This window comes from Pseudomonas sp. NFACC43 (assembly GCF_900119645.1).
In the GTDB taxonomy this organism is placed as follows: Bacteria; Pseudomonadota; Gammaproteobacteria; order Pseudomonadales; family Pseudomonadaceae; genus Aquipseudomonas.
The window spans coordinates 190,047-205,479 of the sequence record NZ_FPKK01000006.1 but is presented as its reverse complement, the minus strand read 5'-3'; the positions used below and the strand labels follow the sequence as shown (position 1 = coordinate 205,479).

The 15,433-nt window shown below is 59.7% G+C and carries 15 protein-coding genes; 13 read left to right on the top strand and 2 right to left on the bottom strand.

Features of this window, described 5'->3' with window-relative positions:
• Positions 1–199: 199 nt before the first annotated feature.
• From BT179_RS12960 to BT179_RS12920, 9 genes are all read left to right on the top strand, one after another.
• On the top strand, positions 200–3,112 hold the full coding sequence (locus tag BT179_RS12960; protein WP_072431750.1) for an aminotransferase: 2,913 nt from the start codon (positions 200–202) through the stop codon (positions 3,110–3,112).
• Between the two features lie 309 nt (positions 3,113–3,421).
• Positions 3,422–4,300, top strand: a complete 879-nt coding sequence (aguB, locus tag BT179_RS12955) for an N-carbamoylputrescine amidase (RefSeq protein WP_072397754.1) — start codon at positions 3,422–3,424, stop codon at positions 4,298–4,300.
• A gap of 3 nt (positions 4,301–4,303) precedes the next feature.
• Entirely contained in the window at positions 4,304–5,410 is a 1,107-nt protein-coding gene (aguA, locus tag BT179_RS12950; protein WP_072431749.1) for an agmatine deiminase, read from the top strand.
• 244 nt (positions 5,411–5,654) lie between these two features.
• Positions 5,655–5,855: a hypothetical protein gene (locus BT179_RS12945; protein WP_072397756.1), complete on the top strand. Its 201-nt coding sequence runs from the start codon at positions 5,655–5,657 to the stop codon at positions 5,853–5,855.
• A 369-nt stretch (positions 5,856–6,224) separates the two neighbouring features.
• Positions 6,225–7,511, top strand: a complete 1,287-nt coding sequence (locus BT179_RS12940) for an OprD family porin (protein ID WP_072397757.1) — start codon at positions 6,225–6,227, stop codon at positions 7,509–7,511.
• 233 nt (positions 7,512–7,744) lie between these two features.
• Entirely contained in the window at positions 7,745–8,491 is a 747-nt protein-coding gene (locus BT179_RS12935; protein ID WP_072397758.1) for a 2OG-Fe dioxygenase family protein, read from the top strand.
• A gap of 13 nt (positions 8,492–8,504) precedes the next feature.
• Entirely contained in the window at positions 8,505–8,942 is a 438-nt protein-coding gene (locus tag BT179_RS12930) for a GNAT family N-acetyltransferase (RefSeq protein WP_172834649.1), read from the top strand.
• Entirely contained in the window at positions 8,939–9,652 is a 714-nt protein-coding gene (locus tag BT179_RS12925) for an AzlC family ABC transporter permease (protein ID WP_072397759.1), read from the top strand. Before BT179_RS12930 ends, BT179_RS12925 begins: the two co-directional genes overlap by 4 nt.
• Positions 9,631–9,948 carry an AzlD domain-containing protein gene (locus BT179_RS12920; RefSeq protein ID WP_072431748.1) on the top strand — a complete coding sequence of 106 codons (318 nt, stop codon included), beginning with the start codon at positions 9,631–9,633 and terminating at the stop codon, positions 9,946–9,948. Before BT179_RS12925 ends, BT179_RS12920 begins: the two co-directional genes overlap by 22 nt.
• Here BT179_RS12920 and BT179_RS12915 read toward each other — a convergent pair.
• Positions 9,865–10,791, bottom strand: coding sequence for a LysR family transcriptional regulator (locus BT179_RS12915; protein ID WP_072397761.1), 927 nt, complete (start codon positions 10,789–10,791; stop codon positions 9,865–9,867). The genes BT179_RS12920 and BT179_RS12915 overlap by 84 nt on opposite strands.
• 79 nt (positions 10,792–10,870) lie before the next feature.
• On the opposite strand from BT179_RS12915, the gene BT179_RS26510 reads away from it, so the two are divergent.
• The 3 genes from BT179_RS26510 (at position 10,871) to BT179_RS12905 (ending at position 12,300) form a co-directional block, all read left to right on the top strand.
• Complete coding sequence (locus BT179_RS26510; protein ID WP_143147066.1) at positions 10,871–11,077, top strand: hypothetical protein; 207 nt, start codon at positions 10,871–10,873, stop codon at positions 11,075–11,077.
• Between the two features lie 135 nt (positions 11,078–11,212).
• The gene (locus BT179_RS12910; RefSeq protein WP_072397762.1) at positions 11,213–11,623 is read left to right on the top strand and encodes an MbcA/ParS/Xre antitoxin family protein; all 411 of its coding nucleotides are present in this window, start codon (positions 11,213–11,215) and stop codon (positions 11,621–11,623) included.
• Entirely contained in the window at positions 11,623–12,300 is a 678-nt protein-coding gene (locus tag BT179_RS12905) for an RES family NAD+ phosphorylase (RefSeq protein ID WP_072397763.1), read from the top strand. The genes BT179_RS12910 and BT179_RS12905 overlap by 1 nt, the downstream gene beginning before the upstream one ends.
• A gap of 50 nt (positions 12,301–12,350) precedes the next feature.
• Here the strand turns inward: BT179_RS12905 and BT179_RS12900 are convergent, their stop codons facing one another.
• Positions 12,351–13,958 (bottom strand): methyl-accepting chemotaxis protein, encoded by a 1,608-nt coding sequence (locus BT179_RS12900; protein WP_072431747.1) that lies wholly within the window; start codon positions 13,956–13,958, stop codon positions 12,351–12,353.
• A gap of 323 nt (positions 13,959–14,281) precedes the next feature.
• Between BT179_RS12900 and BT179_RS12895 the strand changes: the two genes are divergently transcribed.
• Complete coding sequence (locus BT179_RS12895) at positions 14,282–15,241, top strand: alpha/beta fold hydrolase (protein WP_083568908.1); 960 nt, start codon at positions 14,282–14,284, stop codon at positions 15,239–15,241.
• Positions 15,242–15,433: the final 192 nt, after the last annotated feature.

Genomic DNA, 15,433 nt, shown 5'->3' with positions numbered 1-15,433 from the left:
GCAGGAGGAGGGGGATGCAAGCGGGATCTCGGGGCCAGAGGGCGCGAAAGGGATGGCACAGGCGCTTTTCTTACCGGACAACCCGTCGAGGGGGGATCGCCGACCCGTCCCGGCGCCATGGTTTCCACAGGGAGGGGTTGCTTATCCCTTGACTCAGTGGCGAGATAGGCACTCAACAAACCACCCTAGGGGTCGTTACATGCCACTCGCCACGTTGGTTCACCGTGCCAGTTTGCCAAGCCCACAGCTCAGCGCCGCCCAGGCGGTGGTACTGCTGCGCTCGAATTACGGACTCAGCGGTGACCTGCGACCCCTTGGCAGCCAGCAGGACCTCAACTTGCGCGTCGACAGCGAGCGCGGACGATTCGTGTTGAAGATCTGTCATGGCGACTATGCCGTCCAGGAGCTCCAGGCCCAGCATGCCGCTCTCAAGCAACTGGCCGGGAACGGCGCCGTGAAAGTGCCGCAGGTCATCGCCGCCAATAACGGCCAGGACTTGCTGACACTCGATGTGGACGGCCAGGCGGTACACGTCCGCTTGCTGGAATATATAGACGGCCAGCCCCTGACCCGGCTCAAGCACATGGGACCCGAGCTGGTGAGCGGCCTGGGGCGCCTGTGCGCGCAAGTCGACCTGGCCCTGGCGTCGTTTGACCACCCGGGCCTGGAGCGCACCCTGCAATGGGATCCTCGCCATGCCAGTGCCCTGATCGACCACCTGCTGCCCGTCGTCCAGGATGACCCGCGGCGCAGCCTCGTCGCTGAAGCCGCGCAACAGGCCGAGCGGCGCCTGCATCCGCTCAAGGCCAGCCTGCCGGTACAGGCGATCCACATGGACCTCACCGATGACAATGTGGTCTGGCAGCGTGATGCCCTGCGTCAGTGGCAGGTGAAGGGGGTCATCGATTTCGGTGATCTGATCCGTACCTGGCGCATCACCGAGTTATCGGTGACCTGCGCGGCGTTGTTGCATCATGCCGACGGCGATCCGTTCTTCATCCTGCCGGCGGTCCAGGCCTATCACTCGGCCAACCCCTTGCAGCGCGAGGAACTGTTGGCGCTTTGGCCGTTGATCGTGACGCGTGCCGCCATACTGGTGCTCAGTGGCGAGCAACAGGCCAGCATCGATCCGGATAATGCCTACAGTCGCGATAACCTGGAGCATGAATGGGAGATCTTCCGGGTCGCCCACTCGGTGCCGTTCGAACTGATGGAAGCAGCGATCCTGGCTGCCGTCGACCAGTTTCTGCCACCTGTGGCCAGTGAAGGCTTCGCGCCGTTACTGCCCACCCTGGTGGGGCGTGAGTTCGCCCTGATCGACCTGGGTGTGCTGAGCCCGCATTTCGAGGCCGGGAACTGGGAGGCACCGGGTATCGACCGGCGTCTGCTGGGTGAGGCAGCGGCCGTTCACGGGCTGGCCGCCAGCCGCTACGGGCAGTACCGATTGTCTCGAACCCGGCCGGACAGTGCCGAGGAACCCGATACTTTCCCGCTGCATGTGGAATTGCACGTACCCAGGGGCACGCCATTGGAGTCGCCGTTCGCCGGTGTGGTGCACAAGCGCGCCGACGGCATGCTGCAGCTGGACGGTACGCAGTTGAGCGTGCGGCTCTGGGGCGTTACTTCGCCTTTGCACTCCGGAGCCGCGCTGGTCAAGGGACAGGTATTGGGGGAGGTGAGCGAGCCCTTGCTGGTTCAACTATGCCGGGGCGCGCAGTTGGATCCACCGCTGTTTTGCACGCCGTCCCGAGCCGCGGCCTGGCAGGCGCTGTGCCCGTCGCCGTCGGTGTTGCTGGGGCTGGCGTGCGATGCCGAGGCAGAAGTGGACGCCAAGACGCTGCTGGCCCGTCGCGACGCGAGCTTTGCCCGGACGCAGAAGCACTACTACGTCGATCCACCGCGCATCGAGCGTGGCTGGCGCAACCATCTGATCGACATGCAGGGGCGCTCCTATCTCGACATGCTCAACAACGTCGCGGTACTGGGACACGGCCACCCGCGCATGGCGGCAGTGGCCGCCCGGCAATGGTCGCTGCTCAATACCAACTCGCGTTTTCACTATGCATCGGTCACCGAGTTCTCCGAACGCTTGCTGGCGCTGGCGCCGCCGGGCATGGACCGGGTTTTCCTGGTCAACAGCGGCACGGAGGCCAATGACCTGGCGATCCGCCTGGCCTGGGCCTATAGCGGTGGCCGGGACATGCTCAGCGTATTGGAGGCCTACCACGGCTGGTCGGTGGCAGCCGATGCGGTGTCGACCTCCATCGCCGACAACCCCCAGGCGCTGAGCAGTCGCCCGGACTGGGTGCATCCGGTGACCGCGCCCAACACCTATCGCGGGGAATTCCGCGGTCCGGACAGCACGCCGGACTACCTGCGCAGCGTCGAACACAGCCTGGCGAAAATCGCCGAGCGCAAGCGTCAACTGGCGGGCTTTATCTGTGAGCCTGTGTATGGAAATGCCGGAGGGATCGCCCTGCCGCCCGGTTACCTCAAGCAGGTCTATGGGCTGGTGCGCGAGCGGGGGGGGGTGTGTATCGCCGATGAGGTACAGGTCGGCTATGGGCGTATGGGCGAGTTTTTCTGGGGCTTCGAAGAGCAGGGAGTGGTGCCGGACATCATCACCATGGCCAAGGGCATGGGCAACGGCCAGCCCTTGGGTGCGGTGATCACCCGGCGGGAAATCGCCGAGGCGCTGGAGGCGGAAGGCTATTTCTTCTCGTCGGCCGGTGGCAGCCCGGTGAGTTGCCAGATTGGTATCGCCGTGCTGGATGTCATGCAGGAAGAAAGGCTCTGGGAAAACGCCCGGGAAGTGGGGCGGTATTTCAAGGCGCGGCTGCAAGCCTTGATCGAGCGCCATCCCTTGGTGGGCGCAGTCCATGGCTCGGGGTTTTACCTGGGACTGGAGCTGATCCGCAATCGCGACACCCTGGAGCCGGCCACCGAAGAAACCGCGGCATTGTGCGATCGCCTGCGGGAGCTGGGTATCTTCATGCAACCAACCGGTGATTACCTGAACATCCTCAAGATCAAGCCTCCGATGGTTACCACGCGCCAGAGCGTGGATTTCTTCGTCGATATGCTGTCGAAAGTGTTGGACGAAGATCTATGACCATTCCACAGGGCTGACGCCCGCACCAGGGCTTGCCCGTGACGGCTGCGGACCGATCGATCTTCAGGGTCGACGGTCCATTGCCTGCGCGGGCAAGCCCGCTCCACCCAACACTAAAACTTTTATATCGATATTTGTCGGCTTAAATAAGCAGTTTGAGGTTCTTGTTAAAAAAATTTGCTTCTAAAGTCGATTTTTATCGGCTATAACGTCTCCCGGTGACGCGGTGCCTCTGTTCGCACCTGGGGTTCACTTTCCGTCATCGATCGAAGCCAGCCCCGGCCTTGCCCATCATCCAGGAGATGATTCATGAGTCGTATCGTTACCGTTGCCGCCACTCAGATGGCCTGTTCCTGGGACCTCGAAGCCAATATCGAGACCGCCGAGAGGCTGGTTCGCGAAGCTGCGGCCAAAGGTGCGCAGATCATCCTGATCCAGGAGTTGTTCGAGACGCCGTACTTCTGCCAGAAGCCGAACCCGGACTACCTGCAACTGGCGACTACGGTAGAAGAGAACGTCGCCATCCGGCATTTCCAGAAGGTGGCGAAGGAGCTGCAGGTGGTATTGCCCATCAGCTTCTTCGAGCGGGCCGGGCGCGCACGCTTCAACAGCATCGCGATCATCGATGCCGACGGCCGGAACCTGGGGGTGTACCGCAAGAGCCACATTCCAGACGGCCCCGGCTACCATGAGAAATATTATTTCAACCCGGGCGATACCGGCTTCAAGGTGTGGAATACCCGCTACGCCAGAATCGGCGTGGGGATCTGCTGGGATCAATGGTTCCCGGAATGCGCCCGCAGCATGGCGCTGCAAGGCGCGCAGATACTGTTCTACCCTACCGCCATCGGTAGCGAGCCCCACGACAAGACCATTTCGTCCCGCGATCACTGGCAGCGTGTGCAACAAGGCCATGCCGGCGCAAACGTGATGCCGCTGGTGGCCAGCAACCGGATAGGCAATGAAGAACAGGACGGCTACGACATCACGTTCTATGGTTCGTCTTTCATCGCCAACCCGTTCGGCGAAAAGGTCCAGGAACTGAACGAAACCGAAGAGGGCGTGCTGGTGCACAGCTTCGACCTCGACGAACTGGAACATATACGCAGTGCCTGGGGCACATTCCGGGATCGGCGCCCGAACCTGTACGGCGCGATCAAAACCCTCGACGGCTCACTGGAGTCCTGATTCATGACAACCTTGCACAGCACGCCTCGCGCGGATGGTTTCCATATGCCTGCCGAGTGGGCAACCCAGACCCAGGTCTGGATGATCTGGCCCGAGCGTCCAGACAACTGGCGCCTGGGTGGCAAACCCGCGCAGGCGGCTCATGTCGCCGTGGCCAAGGCCATCGCCCGTTTCGAGCCAGTGACCGTGGCGGTCTCCGCGGCCCAGTACGAAAACGCCCGGGCGCGCCTCGATGTACCGAATATACGTGTGGTGGAAATGTCCAGCGACGACGCCTGGGTCCGGGATACCGGCCCGACGTTCGTCATCAATGACAGTGGCGAAGTGCGCGGCATCGATTGGGATTTCAACGCCTGGGGCGGTTTCGACGGTGGGCTGTATTTGCCGTGGAACCGTGACTCGCAGGTCGCCGGCAAGATCCTGGAGATCGAGCGCAGTCCGCGTTACCGCACCGAAGGGTTCGTGCTGGAGGGCGGCTCGATCCACGTCGATGGCGAAGGCACCCTGATCACCACCGAGGAATGCCTGCTCAACCGCAATCGCAACCCGCACCTGGGCCGCGAGGAAATCGAGGCGGTGCTCAGGGAGCAACTGGCGGTGGACAAGATCATCTGGCTGCCGGACGGCCTGTTCAATGACGAGACCGACGGCCATGTGGATAACTTCTGCTGCTACGTGCGCCCGGGAGAAGTCTTGCTCGCCTGGACCGACGACGAGCAGGATCCCAACTACAGCCGTTGCCATGCCGCGATGAACGTCCTGCAAAACAGCACCGACGCCAAGGGGCGCCCGTTCATAGTGCACAAGATGCCGATTCCGGGACCTCTCTATGCCACCGAAGAGGAATGCGCCGGCGTGGATGCGGTGGAAGGCTCCCAGGAGCGCAATCCGACCGTACGGCTGGCCGGTTCCTACGTGAACTTCCTGATCGTCAACGGCGGCATTATCGTCCCGGGCTTCGACGACCCGCTGGATGCCACGGCGAAGGACATCCTGCAGAACCTGTTTGCGCAGCACGAAGTGGTCATGGTGCCCGGGCGTGAATTGTTACTGGGGGGTGGGAATATCCATTGCCTTACCCAGCAGCAGCCCGCTCCGCGCACAAAATGAGTGGCGATGTAACAGCTTGGTGATAGTTATCCCACGGCTCTGCGCCGGGGTTTTTGGATCCATTTTCAGCAAGCCCGCGCCCTGATTGGGGCGCGGGCTTTTTTATGCCCTTCGTGCCAGCGGCGTCGATACATTGGCATAGCTCTTGTATCTGCATATCGGCAGTTCTGGGGAGCGGAACTGAGTTGTTTTGTCATAAACCTTGGATAAATTAGCCGCTCATCAACCAGGAGAGGGCGCTGGAATGAATATGATAAGCGAGCGCGCATGCCATCCCTTGGCCGTTAATGGTGAGTCGCTTCAAGCCTTGGCGCAGTGGTTGAAGTCCAATGGAACGCGTCAGATCAGAGAGCCTGATCCGCGTCGGATGATCACGGAGCGCTACCCCGCTGGACTGTTCAGCGAGGCGGAGCTGGAGGCGTTGTGGGACGTGATGCAAGGATAGAAATTCGACGGATTGAATAAAAAGCGCTGGCCGGCATGGCAGCGCTTTTTTTATGGGCTATATATACGCCCGCTGGGCGCAAACATTCTTGCGGCCCTTGGGGCATATTCCGTTTTTGAAAGTTATTAGTCGTTTTTCGCCTGATTACAGACGATTCACGAAATTGACACATTGTTAGCGGCGCGAATAGGATTCGCCTACGCCTGTGGCCAACAGCCATGACTCTTAAATAATAAAAAGGCCCGACACGATCGCTCGTGGGCGGGCCTTTTCATTATTTCCAGGAGCAAGAGTCCGAGAAAAGAGCGCAAAAAGCGCCGTTTCGGTTGCCGGTCGCAGTGCGTATCAACCCGTATAAGGAAAATAATCATGTTGAACAAGCGCATCAGTCTGATCGCATTGGGGATTTTGAGCACGACACACGCCATGGCCAACGACCAGGCACAATCGAAGGGGTTCGTTGAGGACAGCAGCCTGAAGGTGCTGTTGCGCAATGCCTACATGAACCGCGACTACAAGGACGGCAACGAGGACAAGGCCGAGTGGGGCCAGGCCGCTATCGGTACGTTCTCGTCCGGTTTCACCCAGGGCACCATCGGTGTGGGAGTGGATGCCTTTGGCCTGTACGCGCTGCGTCTGGACGGTGGCAAGGGCCGTAGCGGCGCGCAAGGCATCGACTTCTTCAAGCAGGGCGACAGTGGCAACGCCGCGGATGACCTGTCCAAGTTCGGTGCGGCAGTCAAATTCCGCGTTTCCAACACGGTGCTGGCCTACGGTGACCAGATGCCGGCTCTGCCGGTGCTGAGCTACGACAATTCGCGCCTGCTGCCGGAAAGCTACACCGGCACCCTGATCACCTCCAAGGAGATCAAGGGCCTGGAGCTGAATGCGGGGCGCTTCACCGCCGAGTCGCGCAAGAGCGCCGAAGGCCGTGACAGCGGTGGCCTGAAGTCGATCAACGTATTGGGCGGCAGCTATCAGTTCACCGAGCAGTTCAAGGCGTCCCTGTATGCCTCGGATGTCGAGGACGTGCTGAAGAAACAATACGTCAATGCCAACTACGTGTTCCCGCTGGCCAAGGATCAATCCCTGACCCTGGATTTCAACGGCTATCGCACCAAGCTGGATAACAGTTACGTTCGCGAGAACAACGTCACCGGCGACGACAACAAGATCTGGAGCCTGGCCGCGACGTTCGCCACCGGACCGCACAGCTTCACCCTCGCCCATCAGCGCAGCACCGGCGACAGCAACCTGGGCTATGCCTATGGCGGATACCAGCGGGGACAGAATCGGGTGGGCGATGGCGGTAACACGATCTACCTGGCCAACTCCTACTGGTCGGACTTCAACGCCGAGGACGAGCGCAGCTGGCAGTTGGGCTACGGCCTGGATTTCACCACCTTCGGCATCCCCGGGCTGACCTACAACGTGGCATATGTGCGCGGCGACAACATCACCACGTCCACCAGCGAAGGCGGGACCGAGCGGGAAATCTTCAACCAGTTCAAGTACGTGGTCCAGAGCGGTGCGGCCAAGGACCTGAGCGTAAGATTGCGCAGCTCGGTGCTGCGTGTCTCGCAGAAGTCCAGCGAGTACAACGTCAGCGGTAACGAGCTGCGGGTCTTCGTGGATTACCCGATCAACGTCTTCTGATAGCAGATCGCGTCAGTCAGTTTGAACAGACCCCCGAATCCAATTCGGGGGTTTTTTATCTTTTGGCGCCAGAAATACCACTGAAAACGACCTTTTTCCCGATAAAAAGTCGTGCCGACGGACCTTCCCCCATCGTTTCAAGCAAGGCTTGAAATGCCTCAAATTCTTTCTCATGGACGTAAATCCTGCACCTACTAGATTAGGCCGCTCAATGCAGTGGAGACCTGATAAAAATGATCGTTCTGAACAGGGAAGTGGGCGAAGCGCTTCGACGTGACAAATACGTTAACGTCCGCGGTGGAGACTTCAATCTCTACGGTCATTTCGGCGACTTTGTCCGGCTGACCAAAAGCTGGGAAAACATGGAGCCCGACAGTTATTACGGCCAGGCCGAGTCAGGCATGCGTTTTCGTCGTTACAGCGACTTCGAATACAACCCGAAGACCCGTGAGCTCAAGCAGCTCGAACACCGGGCCTACATCCAGTCCAAGGCCAACAACAGCTATGTCGGAGGACTGGAGCGGCACTTCCAGGATTTTTCCAACGAAGTGATCAACTCGCCCGTGATGCGCAGCCTGATCGATACGGACTTCGAAGTTTATAAAAACGTCCTTCCACAAGAGCTGCATGATGAAATCTGGCAGTGCCAGATCCATCAGATCCGCATCGAGATCAAGCCTGGCAAGCAGCTGGAGATCACCCCCGAAGGGATTCACTGCGACGGCTACCCGTTCAGCGGCGTGCACTTCTGGGGCCGCCATAACGTGGCAGGCGCGGAAAGCCGGCTGTACAGCCCCCAGGAAGAGCAACTGGCGGCGACCACCTACGAGGACATCCTCGACACTACCTTCTTCCTCGACCGCGACATGCGTCACTACGTGACCCCGGCCCGAAACGTCCATAGCCATGAAATGGCGTTCAGGCAGATCCTGGCGATTTCCTTCTCGCGGCCCGGGACCGCTTTTGACATTGTTCGCTGAACAGCTCGAACCCATGGAAGATCCGGTGCAACAGGTCATGTTGCGCCGGGCCATGGTCAGGGATGCGGAAAGAATGGAGCAGTTCTTTCGCGGTTTCGACGAAGTATCGTTCTGCGAATGGCAGGATGCTCGATTCCTGCGTGGGGTCATTCTCCAGGAGACCACCACGGCCTACCTGGCCATCGATGCCAGCGGTGAAGTGGTCGGCGCGGTGATTGGCGGCAGGCTCGGTACCCGTGGCACCATCAATCACCTGGCGGTCAGCCCGGGCTATCGTACCCGGGGCCTGGGCCAGCGCCTGGTGGAAGCGGCATCGGCCGACATGAAACGGGTGGGCGTGTTGCGCATGTTCCTGTTCGTCGACGATGCTAACCTGGCCGGCAAGCGTTTCTGGGCGGCCCAGGGGTTCTACGAACCCCGGGGTGAAATCACTTTCGAGAGGGATTTATGAGCAAGACTTCCAGCCAGCCGCTGGCGGTCGAACCACAAGCCTCGCGCACCTTCGCTGAAGCCAGTCCGGTGGTGGCGGGTTATTTTACGGTTTCGTTTGTGTTCGGTCTGATGGCGGTCAACGCCGGGTTGCCTTTGTGGCTGCCGGTCGCGATGTGCCTGTTCGTCTATGCAGGCGCCTCACAGTTCGCCGCGCTGGCGTTGATTTCCAGCGGGGCGTCGCTGACCACCATCGTGCTCACCACGTTCCTGATCAATGCGCGACACATGCTGATGTCGGTCTACATGGCCAAGGCCCTGCGCGCGCTGGGGCTCAGTCGTTTCGAACGCTGGTGCTACGCCGCCGGGCTCACGGACGAATCGTTTGCCTTCCACAGCGTCAAGCTCGGCAGCGGGGCGCCGGTCAGCGTGCGCTACCTCATCGGTTTCAACCTGTTCTGCCATACCTCATGGGTGCTTGGTGGCTTGTTGGGCGCCGTTTGCGCGCAATACGCCGCCCACCTGATCAAGTACCAGCTCGATTACGCACTGACGGCGATGATGCTCTACGTGCTGGTTTCGTTGTGCGACACCCGCAACAAACTGATCGCGGCCCTGGCGGCCGTTGTCTGCATGGGCGTGCTGAGCCTGCTGGGCAGTTCGCCGTTCAACGTCTTCATCGCCACGTTCGTTGGCTGCGGGGTAGGCGTATGCCTGACCAAACGTTCCTGATCCTGGTGGTGGTCCTGATGATGGCCGTGACCTTCCTGCCCCGCGCCTTGCCGTTGCAGGTCAATACGGAGCACTGGCCGCCCTTCGTCGCCCGTGCCCTCGGATACCTGCCGGTGGCGATCGTCGCTGCCATCAGCCTCACCCCGCTGTTGATCAAGGATCAGCAGATACAACTGGATCGCCCGGAGTTCTATGCCGCGATTCCGACGCTGCTATGTGCGTATTTCAGCCGTAACCTGTTTCTCAGTGTGGCGGTGGGCACGGCGGCGTATATCGCGCTCGGCTCGTTCCTGTAGCTTCAGGTCCACCACGTCGTGCAGCGCCTGGTCGGACAGCTCCGGGTTGTTCACCGCCAGGCGGACTTCGAGAAAGTCTTCGAAATCCGGAAAGATCGCCAGGCCGTTGTGCAGCGCCGCTTCCCTGGAGACCAGTCCCAGCCCATCGAGCTGTGTGATCAACGACAAGGTCAGCGTTTCACTGCAGGAATACACCATGCGCTGGCTCGAACCGTATTCGCCCAGGCCGGCATCGAGGAAACGAAGGAAGCTGTGGGAGTACGGGCACTCCTGTGCCGGACGCACCTGGAACCTGTCGCCCAGCAACCCCAGCGGATCGTCCTCGTCACCGCAATGAGCGCCCACCACCCGGACCTGCACATCCGGCATCGCGATACTGGAAAAGCCGCTCTGCTGCGGCCCGATCAGGATCGCCAGGTCAAACTCCTCGTTCTTGAGCTTGCTCAGGTTCTCCATGGATTCGGCGTAGCTGAACTCCAGTTGATATTGAGGAAAGACGGCGATCAGCCTATCGATCAATCGTCGGTTGAATTCCGCCGGAAGGGTGGTGTTGAGCGCCACTTTCAGTGTGCGTTGTCGAGGCTTCTTGAGAGCCGCGACCTTTTCTTCCAACTGTCGCGTAGCCACCAGTACCTGATCCATGAAGGGGGTCAGTTCCGAGCCTTGGCTCGTCAACGTCAGCCCCTTGTTCGAACGCCGGAACAATCGGAAACCGAATTGCTCCTCTACCTTGTTCAGTTGCGCCGCCAATGCCTGCACCGTGAGGCACGAATGCTCCGCTGCCGCCGACAGGGAGCCGGTCTGCACGATGCGCATGAGGTTGCGTAAGGTTCTGCTATCCATGAGGTAATGCCCTCTGCTTAAGTGGGCTCGCTATTGTTGTGTACCTGGCCCGGGTCAGGCAGTACATGCGGCTATCATCATGCACCTTGCCGTGGTTGTCGCGATTTTGTCGCGAAAAGCTCGGCAGGCGATGGTTGGAGCTTATGCGGATTTCGATTTTTTTGCCGGTTTGGCGTTTATTGAATGGTTCAGTTCGCCTCGTGAGGGCTTTGCCTGCGGCCCCGGCAGAAATTTCCCAGGAAAGAAAAAGCCGTGGCTGATATCCGAACGCCGGTGTAATGGATGAAATTGATGCTCACCAAGTTGCCTTGAGAAACAATCACGCTCGGTCGTGTTTATTCGTTTGCGAATTAAAACTTAATTTATATCCGTATGTGTACTATTCTCTAGGTATTACCGGTAACAACGGAGTCCTGATTCCATGGCCACGTCTTCCATCACCCTCAACGCACAACAACAGCTGGATTCCCCGGATGCGGGTCGAGTCGCGTTGAAGTTCTTCTTCAATCTCATGGAGCTGTGGGGCTGTAGCGTCGAGCAACAGCGGACGTTGCTGGGCAAGGTAGGAAACACCACCTTCTATAAATACAAGCAACTGCCGGCCAACATACGCTTGCCGCGTGACACTCTGGAGCGCATTTCCTATCTCATGGGCATTCACAAGGCATTGAGCATCATCTTCAGCAACAGCCGGGACCGTGCCTATCAATGGGTCAGCACGCCCAACACCGCGGCGCCATTCAATGGTCAATCGGCGCTGTCCTATATGCTGGCCGGACGGGTGGTGGACATTGCCGACGTGCGGCGATACCTGGATGGAGTGCGCGGCTGATGACACCCCCACTGGCGGACCCGCAATGGACGCGCGCCTACCGGATCGTCAACAGCTGCTTCCCACCCATCACGCTGTTCGAAGATGTCCTCGATCCGGAGGACCTGCCAACCGCCTATGCCCTGGAGGCGTTGACCAATGACCGGCTGATGGAGGAGGCGGGGGTGTTGTCACGCGTGCGTCCCGAAGACCGTGTGTCGGGGCCGGGTTCCTCGCCGGTGATGGCGGCGTTTACCCATATCGGCAAGAGCAGCCGCTTCAGCGACGGCACCTTCGGCGTCTATTACGCCGCCAGCAGCCAGGAGGCCGCCATCGCTGAGACCTGTTATCACCAGGCGCGATTCCTGGGGGCGACCAACGAACCGGACCTGGAATTGACCATGCGGACCTACGTCAACCAGGTGGTGAAGCCGCTGCACGACATCCGCCACGATTACCCGCACCTGCACAACCCGGACCCCGACGCCTACGGCCCGTCCCAGGTATTCGCCCGGCAACTGCGCGAGAGCCTGTCCTGGGGCCTGCTCTACAACAGCGTTCGTCTGGCCGGCCACGAATGTGTCGCCGCGTTTCGACCGCCTGCGGTTTCCATTCCAGTGCAGGGTAAACACATCCGGTACGTCTGGAGTGCCCAGAAGCGCGAGATTTCGTTCGTGTTCGAGGTGAGCCAGGTGTGAGCGGTTTTTGGCCCAGGGCATCCTGGGCCAAGGCGAGGCCGGGCCAGCCTTCAGATCTTGAACTGCTGCACCGATGCCTGCATCGAGCCGGCCGCATCGTTGAGCTGATCCGCCGTTTGCGTCAGGTTGTGAATCGACCGCGTATTTTCCCGTGACTGCTCGGCAATCGACTCTACCCGCTGGGCCATCTCATCGCTGGCCTTCGATTGCTCGGCGATGGTCAGGGATATCTCCTCCACCACTTCGGCGGCATGCCGGGCACCCGAGCGGATTTCGCTGATAGAGACCCCGGCCTGTTGGGCCAGGTTCACGCCTTCATCGACACTGCTGACGCAAGCCTGCATGTTCGCGACCGCATCCCGGGCGTTGGCCTGGATGCGTTCGATCATCGCGGTGATTTCCTGGGTGGATTGGGTTGTACGAGCCGCCAGGTTACGCACTTCATCGGCCACTACCGCGAAGCCGCGGCCTGCCTCACCCGCGCGAGCGGCCTCGATGGCGGCATTCAAGGCCAGCAGGTTGGTTTGCTCGGCGATGCCCTTGATCACCTGGATGATGGAATGAATGTCTTCGGACGAAGCGTCCAGGGCCGTGATCTTGACGGAGGACTGGTTCACCACCTCGGCGATGCGGCTCATGCCTTCCACCACCCCGAGAATCACTTGTCCGCCGCTGCTTGCCAGTTGTTCGGACTGTGCCGAAATTGTCCGGGCATTGTCGGCATGTTCATGGATCTGGCTGATATTCGCCATCATCTGCTCCATGCTCGCCGCCATGCTGGTGGCACTCTGGGCCTGGTGGTCGGCGCTGGAAACAATTTGTCGTGCGGTATCGCCCAGGGTCCGGGAGGTACCGTGCAGTTCATCGCTCTGGTTGCGGATCGTGGCGATCATCTGGCGCAGGTTGGCCTGCATCTGTTCGATCACACTTTGCAATTGGCCCAGCTCGTCCTTGCCATGCGCGCCCATCGACCGCTGCAGATCCCCTTGGGAAATCGCCTGGGTGTTGAGAATGATCTTGTTCAACGGCGTGAGCACCGCCTTGAGCAGGCTCCAGGACAGCAGTGCCAGCGCCACGCAGGTAGCCAGCAGCGTCACGATCAACCAGCGTTCCGAGGCATGGATGCTTCGATCCTGATGCTGGCGGGACGAGTGGGCCTGGTTTTCGATCAGCTCACTCACGACCTCGTTGCGCTCTTCGAGCGCCGAAAACGCTTGATCGAACTCCGCCCGTAACGCACGACCATCCTGGGCGCCACTCAAGGCTTTGCCGATGACCTGCCTGGCCTTGTCGATATAGGTTTCCACCTGGGGTTTCAGCTCGACGATCGCTTGCGCCACATCCTCTGGCAGCTGCGCTTCGGCGTTCTCGGCAATGACCTTGCGCATCCGCGCCGTGTGCTCATCGAACGCCTCGGTGACTTCCTTGGCCGCCCCAGCATCGCCCGGCGCCACCAGCAACGCAGCCAGCACATCGGCACGAATGGCGTCGTGCATCATGTCCGCCTCCATGTGCTTGCGCATGGCCGAGATACTGGTCTCGTTCTGCACCAGGGCTTCGGTCATGGAGTGATATCCCCACAACCCGATGCCACCGAGCAGCAGTGCAAAAATCAGACTGACCAACCCCGAGCCGATGATCTTGGTGCGGATTTTCATCGCCGACTGCTCCTGAGGCGAGGATTTTGGGCAAGTGTAGTTGAGCGTCGGCGGAGCCTTGGGAAAGTGATGCTCTTATTCGGGGTATCGGCGGCAATAACGATTGGCTGAAGACTGCATGACACTTCTGGCTGAAAAAGGGCTTGCACCTGAATCGGAGCGTGGCGCGGTAATGGCGGGGCAGATCGGGTTCGCCGTTGGTCGGCACTGTCATTCCTGACAGTAGTCTGCTGGTTGAGTTGAATTGAAACTGGTCGCCGAAGAGAGCTTCTGAATACGGCGAGTCATTGCGTATGGCTCTGGCTTATCAAGGTGGTCTGTGTATGAAGAAGCTGATTTCGTCAGTGCTTTGCTTGTTCGATTCGATGGCTTCCAACCAGGCGAGCGCTGCCTTGGCAAAGCGCGGCGTTGTCGTGAATGGCGATAAATTCAGAAGCGAATACGCGAACGTGAACGGCATCCGCATGCACTATCTGGTAAGCGGAAACGGCGAGAGGCCGGTCTTGCTGGTCCACGGTTTTCCGGGAAGCTGGCGTAATTGGGAAGCATTGATGGGGAGACTGCTGCGCGCCGGCTACACCCCGATCGTTCCGGATTATCGGGGTGCCGGAGAAACGGATATCTCAGCAAGCGGCTATGACAAAAAGAACATGGCCCTGGATCTTCATGAGCTGATCAAGACGCTGGGTATCAAGCAGGTGGATATCGTCGGTCATGACATGGGGTTGATTATCGCCTATGCCTATGGCGCTCTTTATCCCGAGGAAACCACGCATATCGTGCTGATGGACGGGTTCATACCCGGCATTCCCGGATGGGAGATTCCCTATAACGGTAACCCTGCCACAGGCACTACGAGCAAGTGGCACTTCCGCTTCTTTGGCGCCACAGCCATAAAGATGATCGAAGGTAAGGAAAGAAATTACCTGGACATGTTCTTCGATGAGTTCGTATACAACGACAATCCCCGGGTGCCCGACGAGGTGCGGGACGCCTTGGTAAAGGATTATTCCCGACCCGGACGCATGGAGGCGGCATTCAAGCTTTATTCTGCCTGGGTAGAGCATGACGCCAATGACAATCAGGCGTTTGCCGAGCACAAGCTGAACATACCGGTGCTTACCATCGGTGGGGATCATTCCAGAGGCAAGACGTTATTCACGCAGGTGCAGCACATTACCTCGCAGCCGCAATCCTTGATCCTGGAAAACACCGGGCATTGGGTCCTTGAAGAGAAAATGCAGTTCACCAGCCAGGCTATCCTGGATTTTCTGCGCAACTGATCACGGAGAGCCTCGCAAGCCGACGGTGCAAACGGTGTCGCCGTCCTTGAATTCACGTCCTCGCATCAAAACGTCTCGCCCACTGCTGTTCACGGGCATGACCCATCAACGAATCAATGAAGGCGCGGGTCTTGGCGGATTCTACGCTGAGGGCCGGCTTGTCGAAGGGCCTCATGTAGTTTTCTCCAGGCC

What these genes read in the sequence shown, in the direction of transcription:
- BT179_RS12925 (WP_072397759.1), top strand. Translation starts at nt 8,939, where the DNA reads ATGAGCAAGACTTCCAGCCAGCCGCTGGCGGTCGAACCACAAGCCTCG.
- BT179_RS12900 (WP_072431747.1), bottom strand. Translation starts at nt 13,958, where the DNA reads ATGAAAATCCGCACCAAGATCATCGGCTCGGGGTTGGTCAGTCTGATT.
- BT179_RS12895 (WP_083568908.1), top strand. Translation starts at nt 14,282, where the DNA reads ATGAAGAAGCTGATTTCGTCAGTGCTTTGCTTGTTCGATTCGATGGCT.
- BT179_RS26510 (WP_143147066.1), top strand. Translation starts at nt 10,871, where the DNA reads ATGCACCTTGCCGTGGTTGTCGCGATTTTGTCGCGAAAAGCTCGGCAG.
- BT179_RS12920 (WP_072431748.1), top strand. Translation starts at nt 9,631, where the DNA reads ATGCCTGACCAAACGTTCCTGATCCTGGTGGTGGTCCTGATGATGGCC.
- BT179_RS12930 (WP_172834649.1), top strand. Translation starts at nt 8,505, where the DNA reads ATGGAAGATCCGGTGCAACAGGTCATGTTGCGCCGGGCCATGGTCAGG.
- aguB (WP_072397754.1), top strand. Translation starts at nt 3,422, where the DNA reads ATGAGTCGTATCGTTACCGTTGCCGCCACTCAGATGGCCTGTTCCTGG.
- BT179_RS12945 (WP_072397756.1), top strand. Translation starts at nt 5,655, where the DNA reads ATGAATATGATAAGCGAGCGCGCATGCCATCCCTTGGCCGTTAATGGT.
- BT179_RS12905 (WP_072397763.1), top strand. Translation starts at nt 11,623, where the DNA reads ATGACACCCCCACTGGCGGACCCGCAATGGACGCGCGCCTACCGGATC.
- BT179_RS12910 (WP_072397762.1), top strand. Translation starts at nt 11,213, where the DNA reads ATGGCCACGTCTTCCATCACCCTCAACGCACAACAACAGCTGGATTCC.
- BT179_RS12940 (WP_072397757.1), top strand. Translation starts at nt 6,225, where the DNA reads ATGTTGAACAAGCGCATCAGTCTGATCGCATTGGGGATTTTGAGCACG.
- BT179_RS12960 (WP_072431750.1), top strand. Translation starts at nt 200, where the DNA reads ATGCCACTCGCCACGTTGGTTCACCGTGCCAGTTTGCCAAGCCCACAG.
- BT179_RS12915 (WP_072397761.1), bottom strand. Translation starts at nt 10,791, where the DNA reads ATGGATAGCAGAACCTTACGCAACCTCATGCGCATCGTGCAGACCGGC.
- aguA (WP_072431749.1), top strand. Translation starts at nt 4,304, where the DNA reads ATGACAACCTTGCACAGCACGCCTCGCGCGGATGGTTTCCATATGCCT.
- BT179_RS12935 (WP_072397758.1), top strand. Translation starts at nt 7,745, where the DNA reads ATGATCGTTCTGAACAGGGAAGTGGGCGAAGCGCTTCGACGTGACAAA.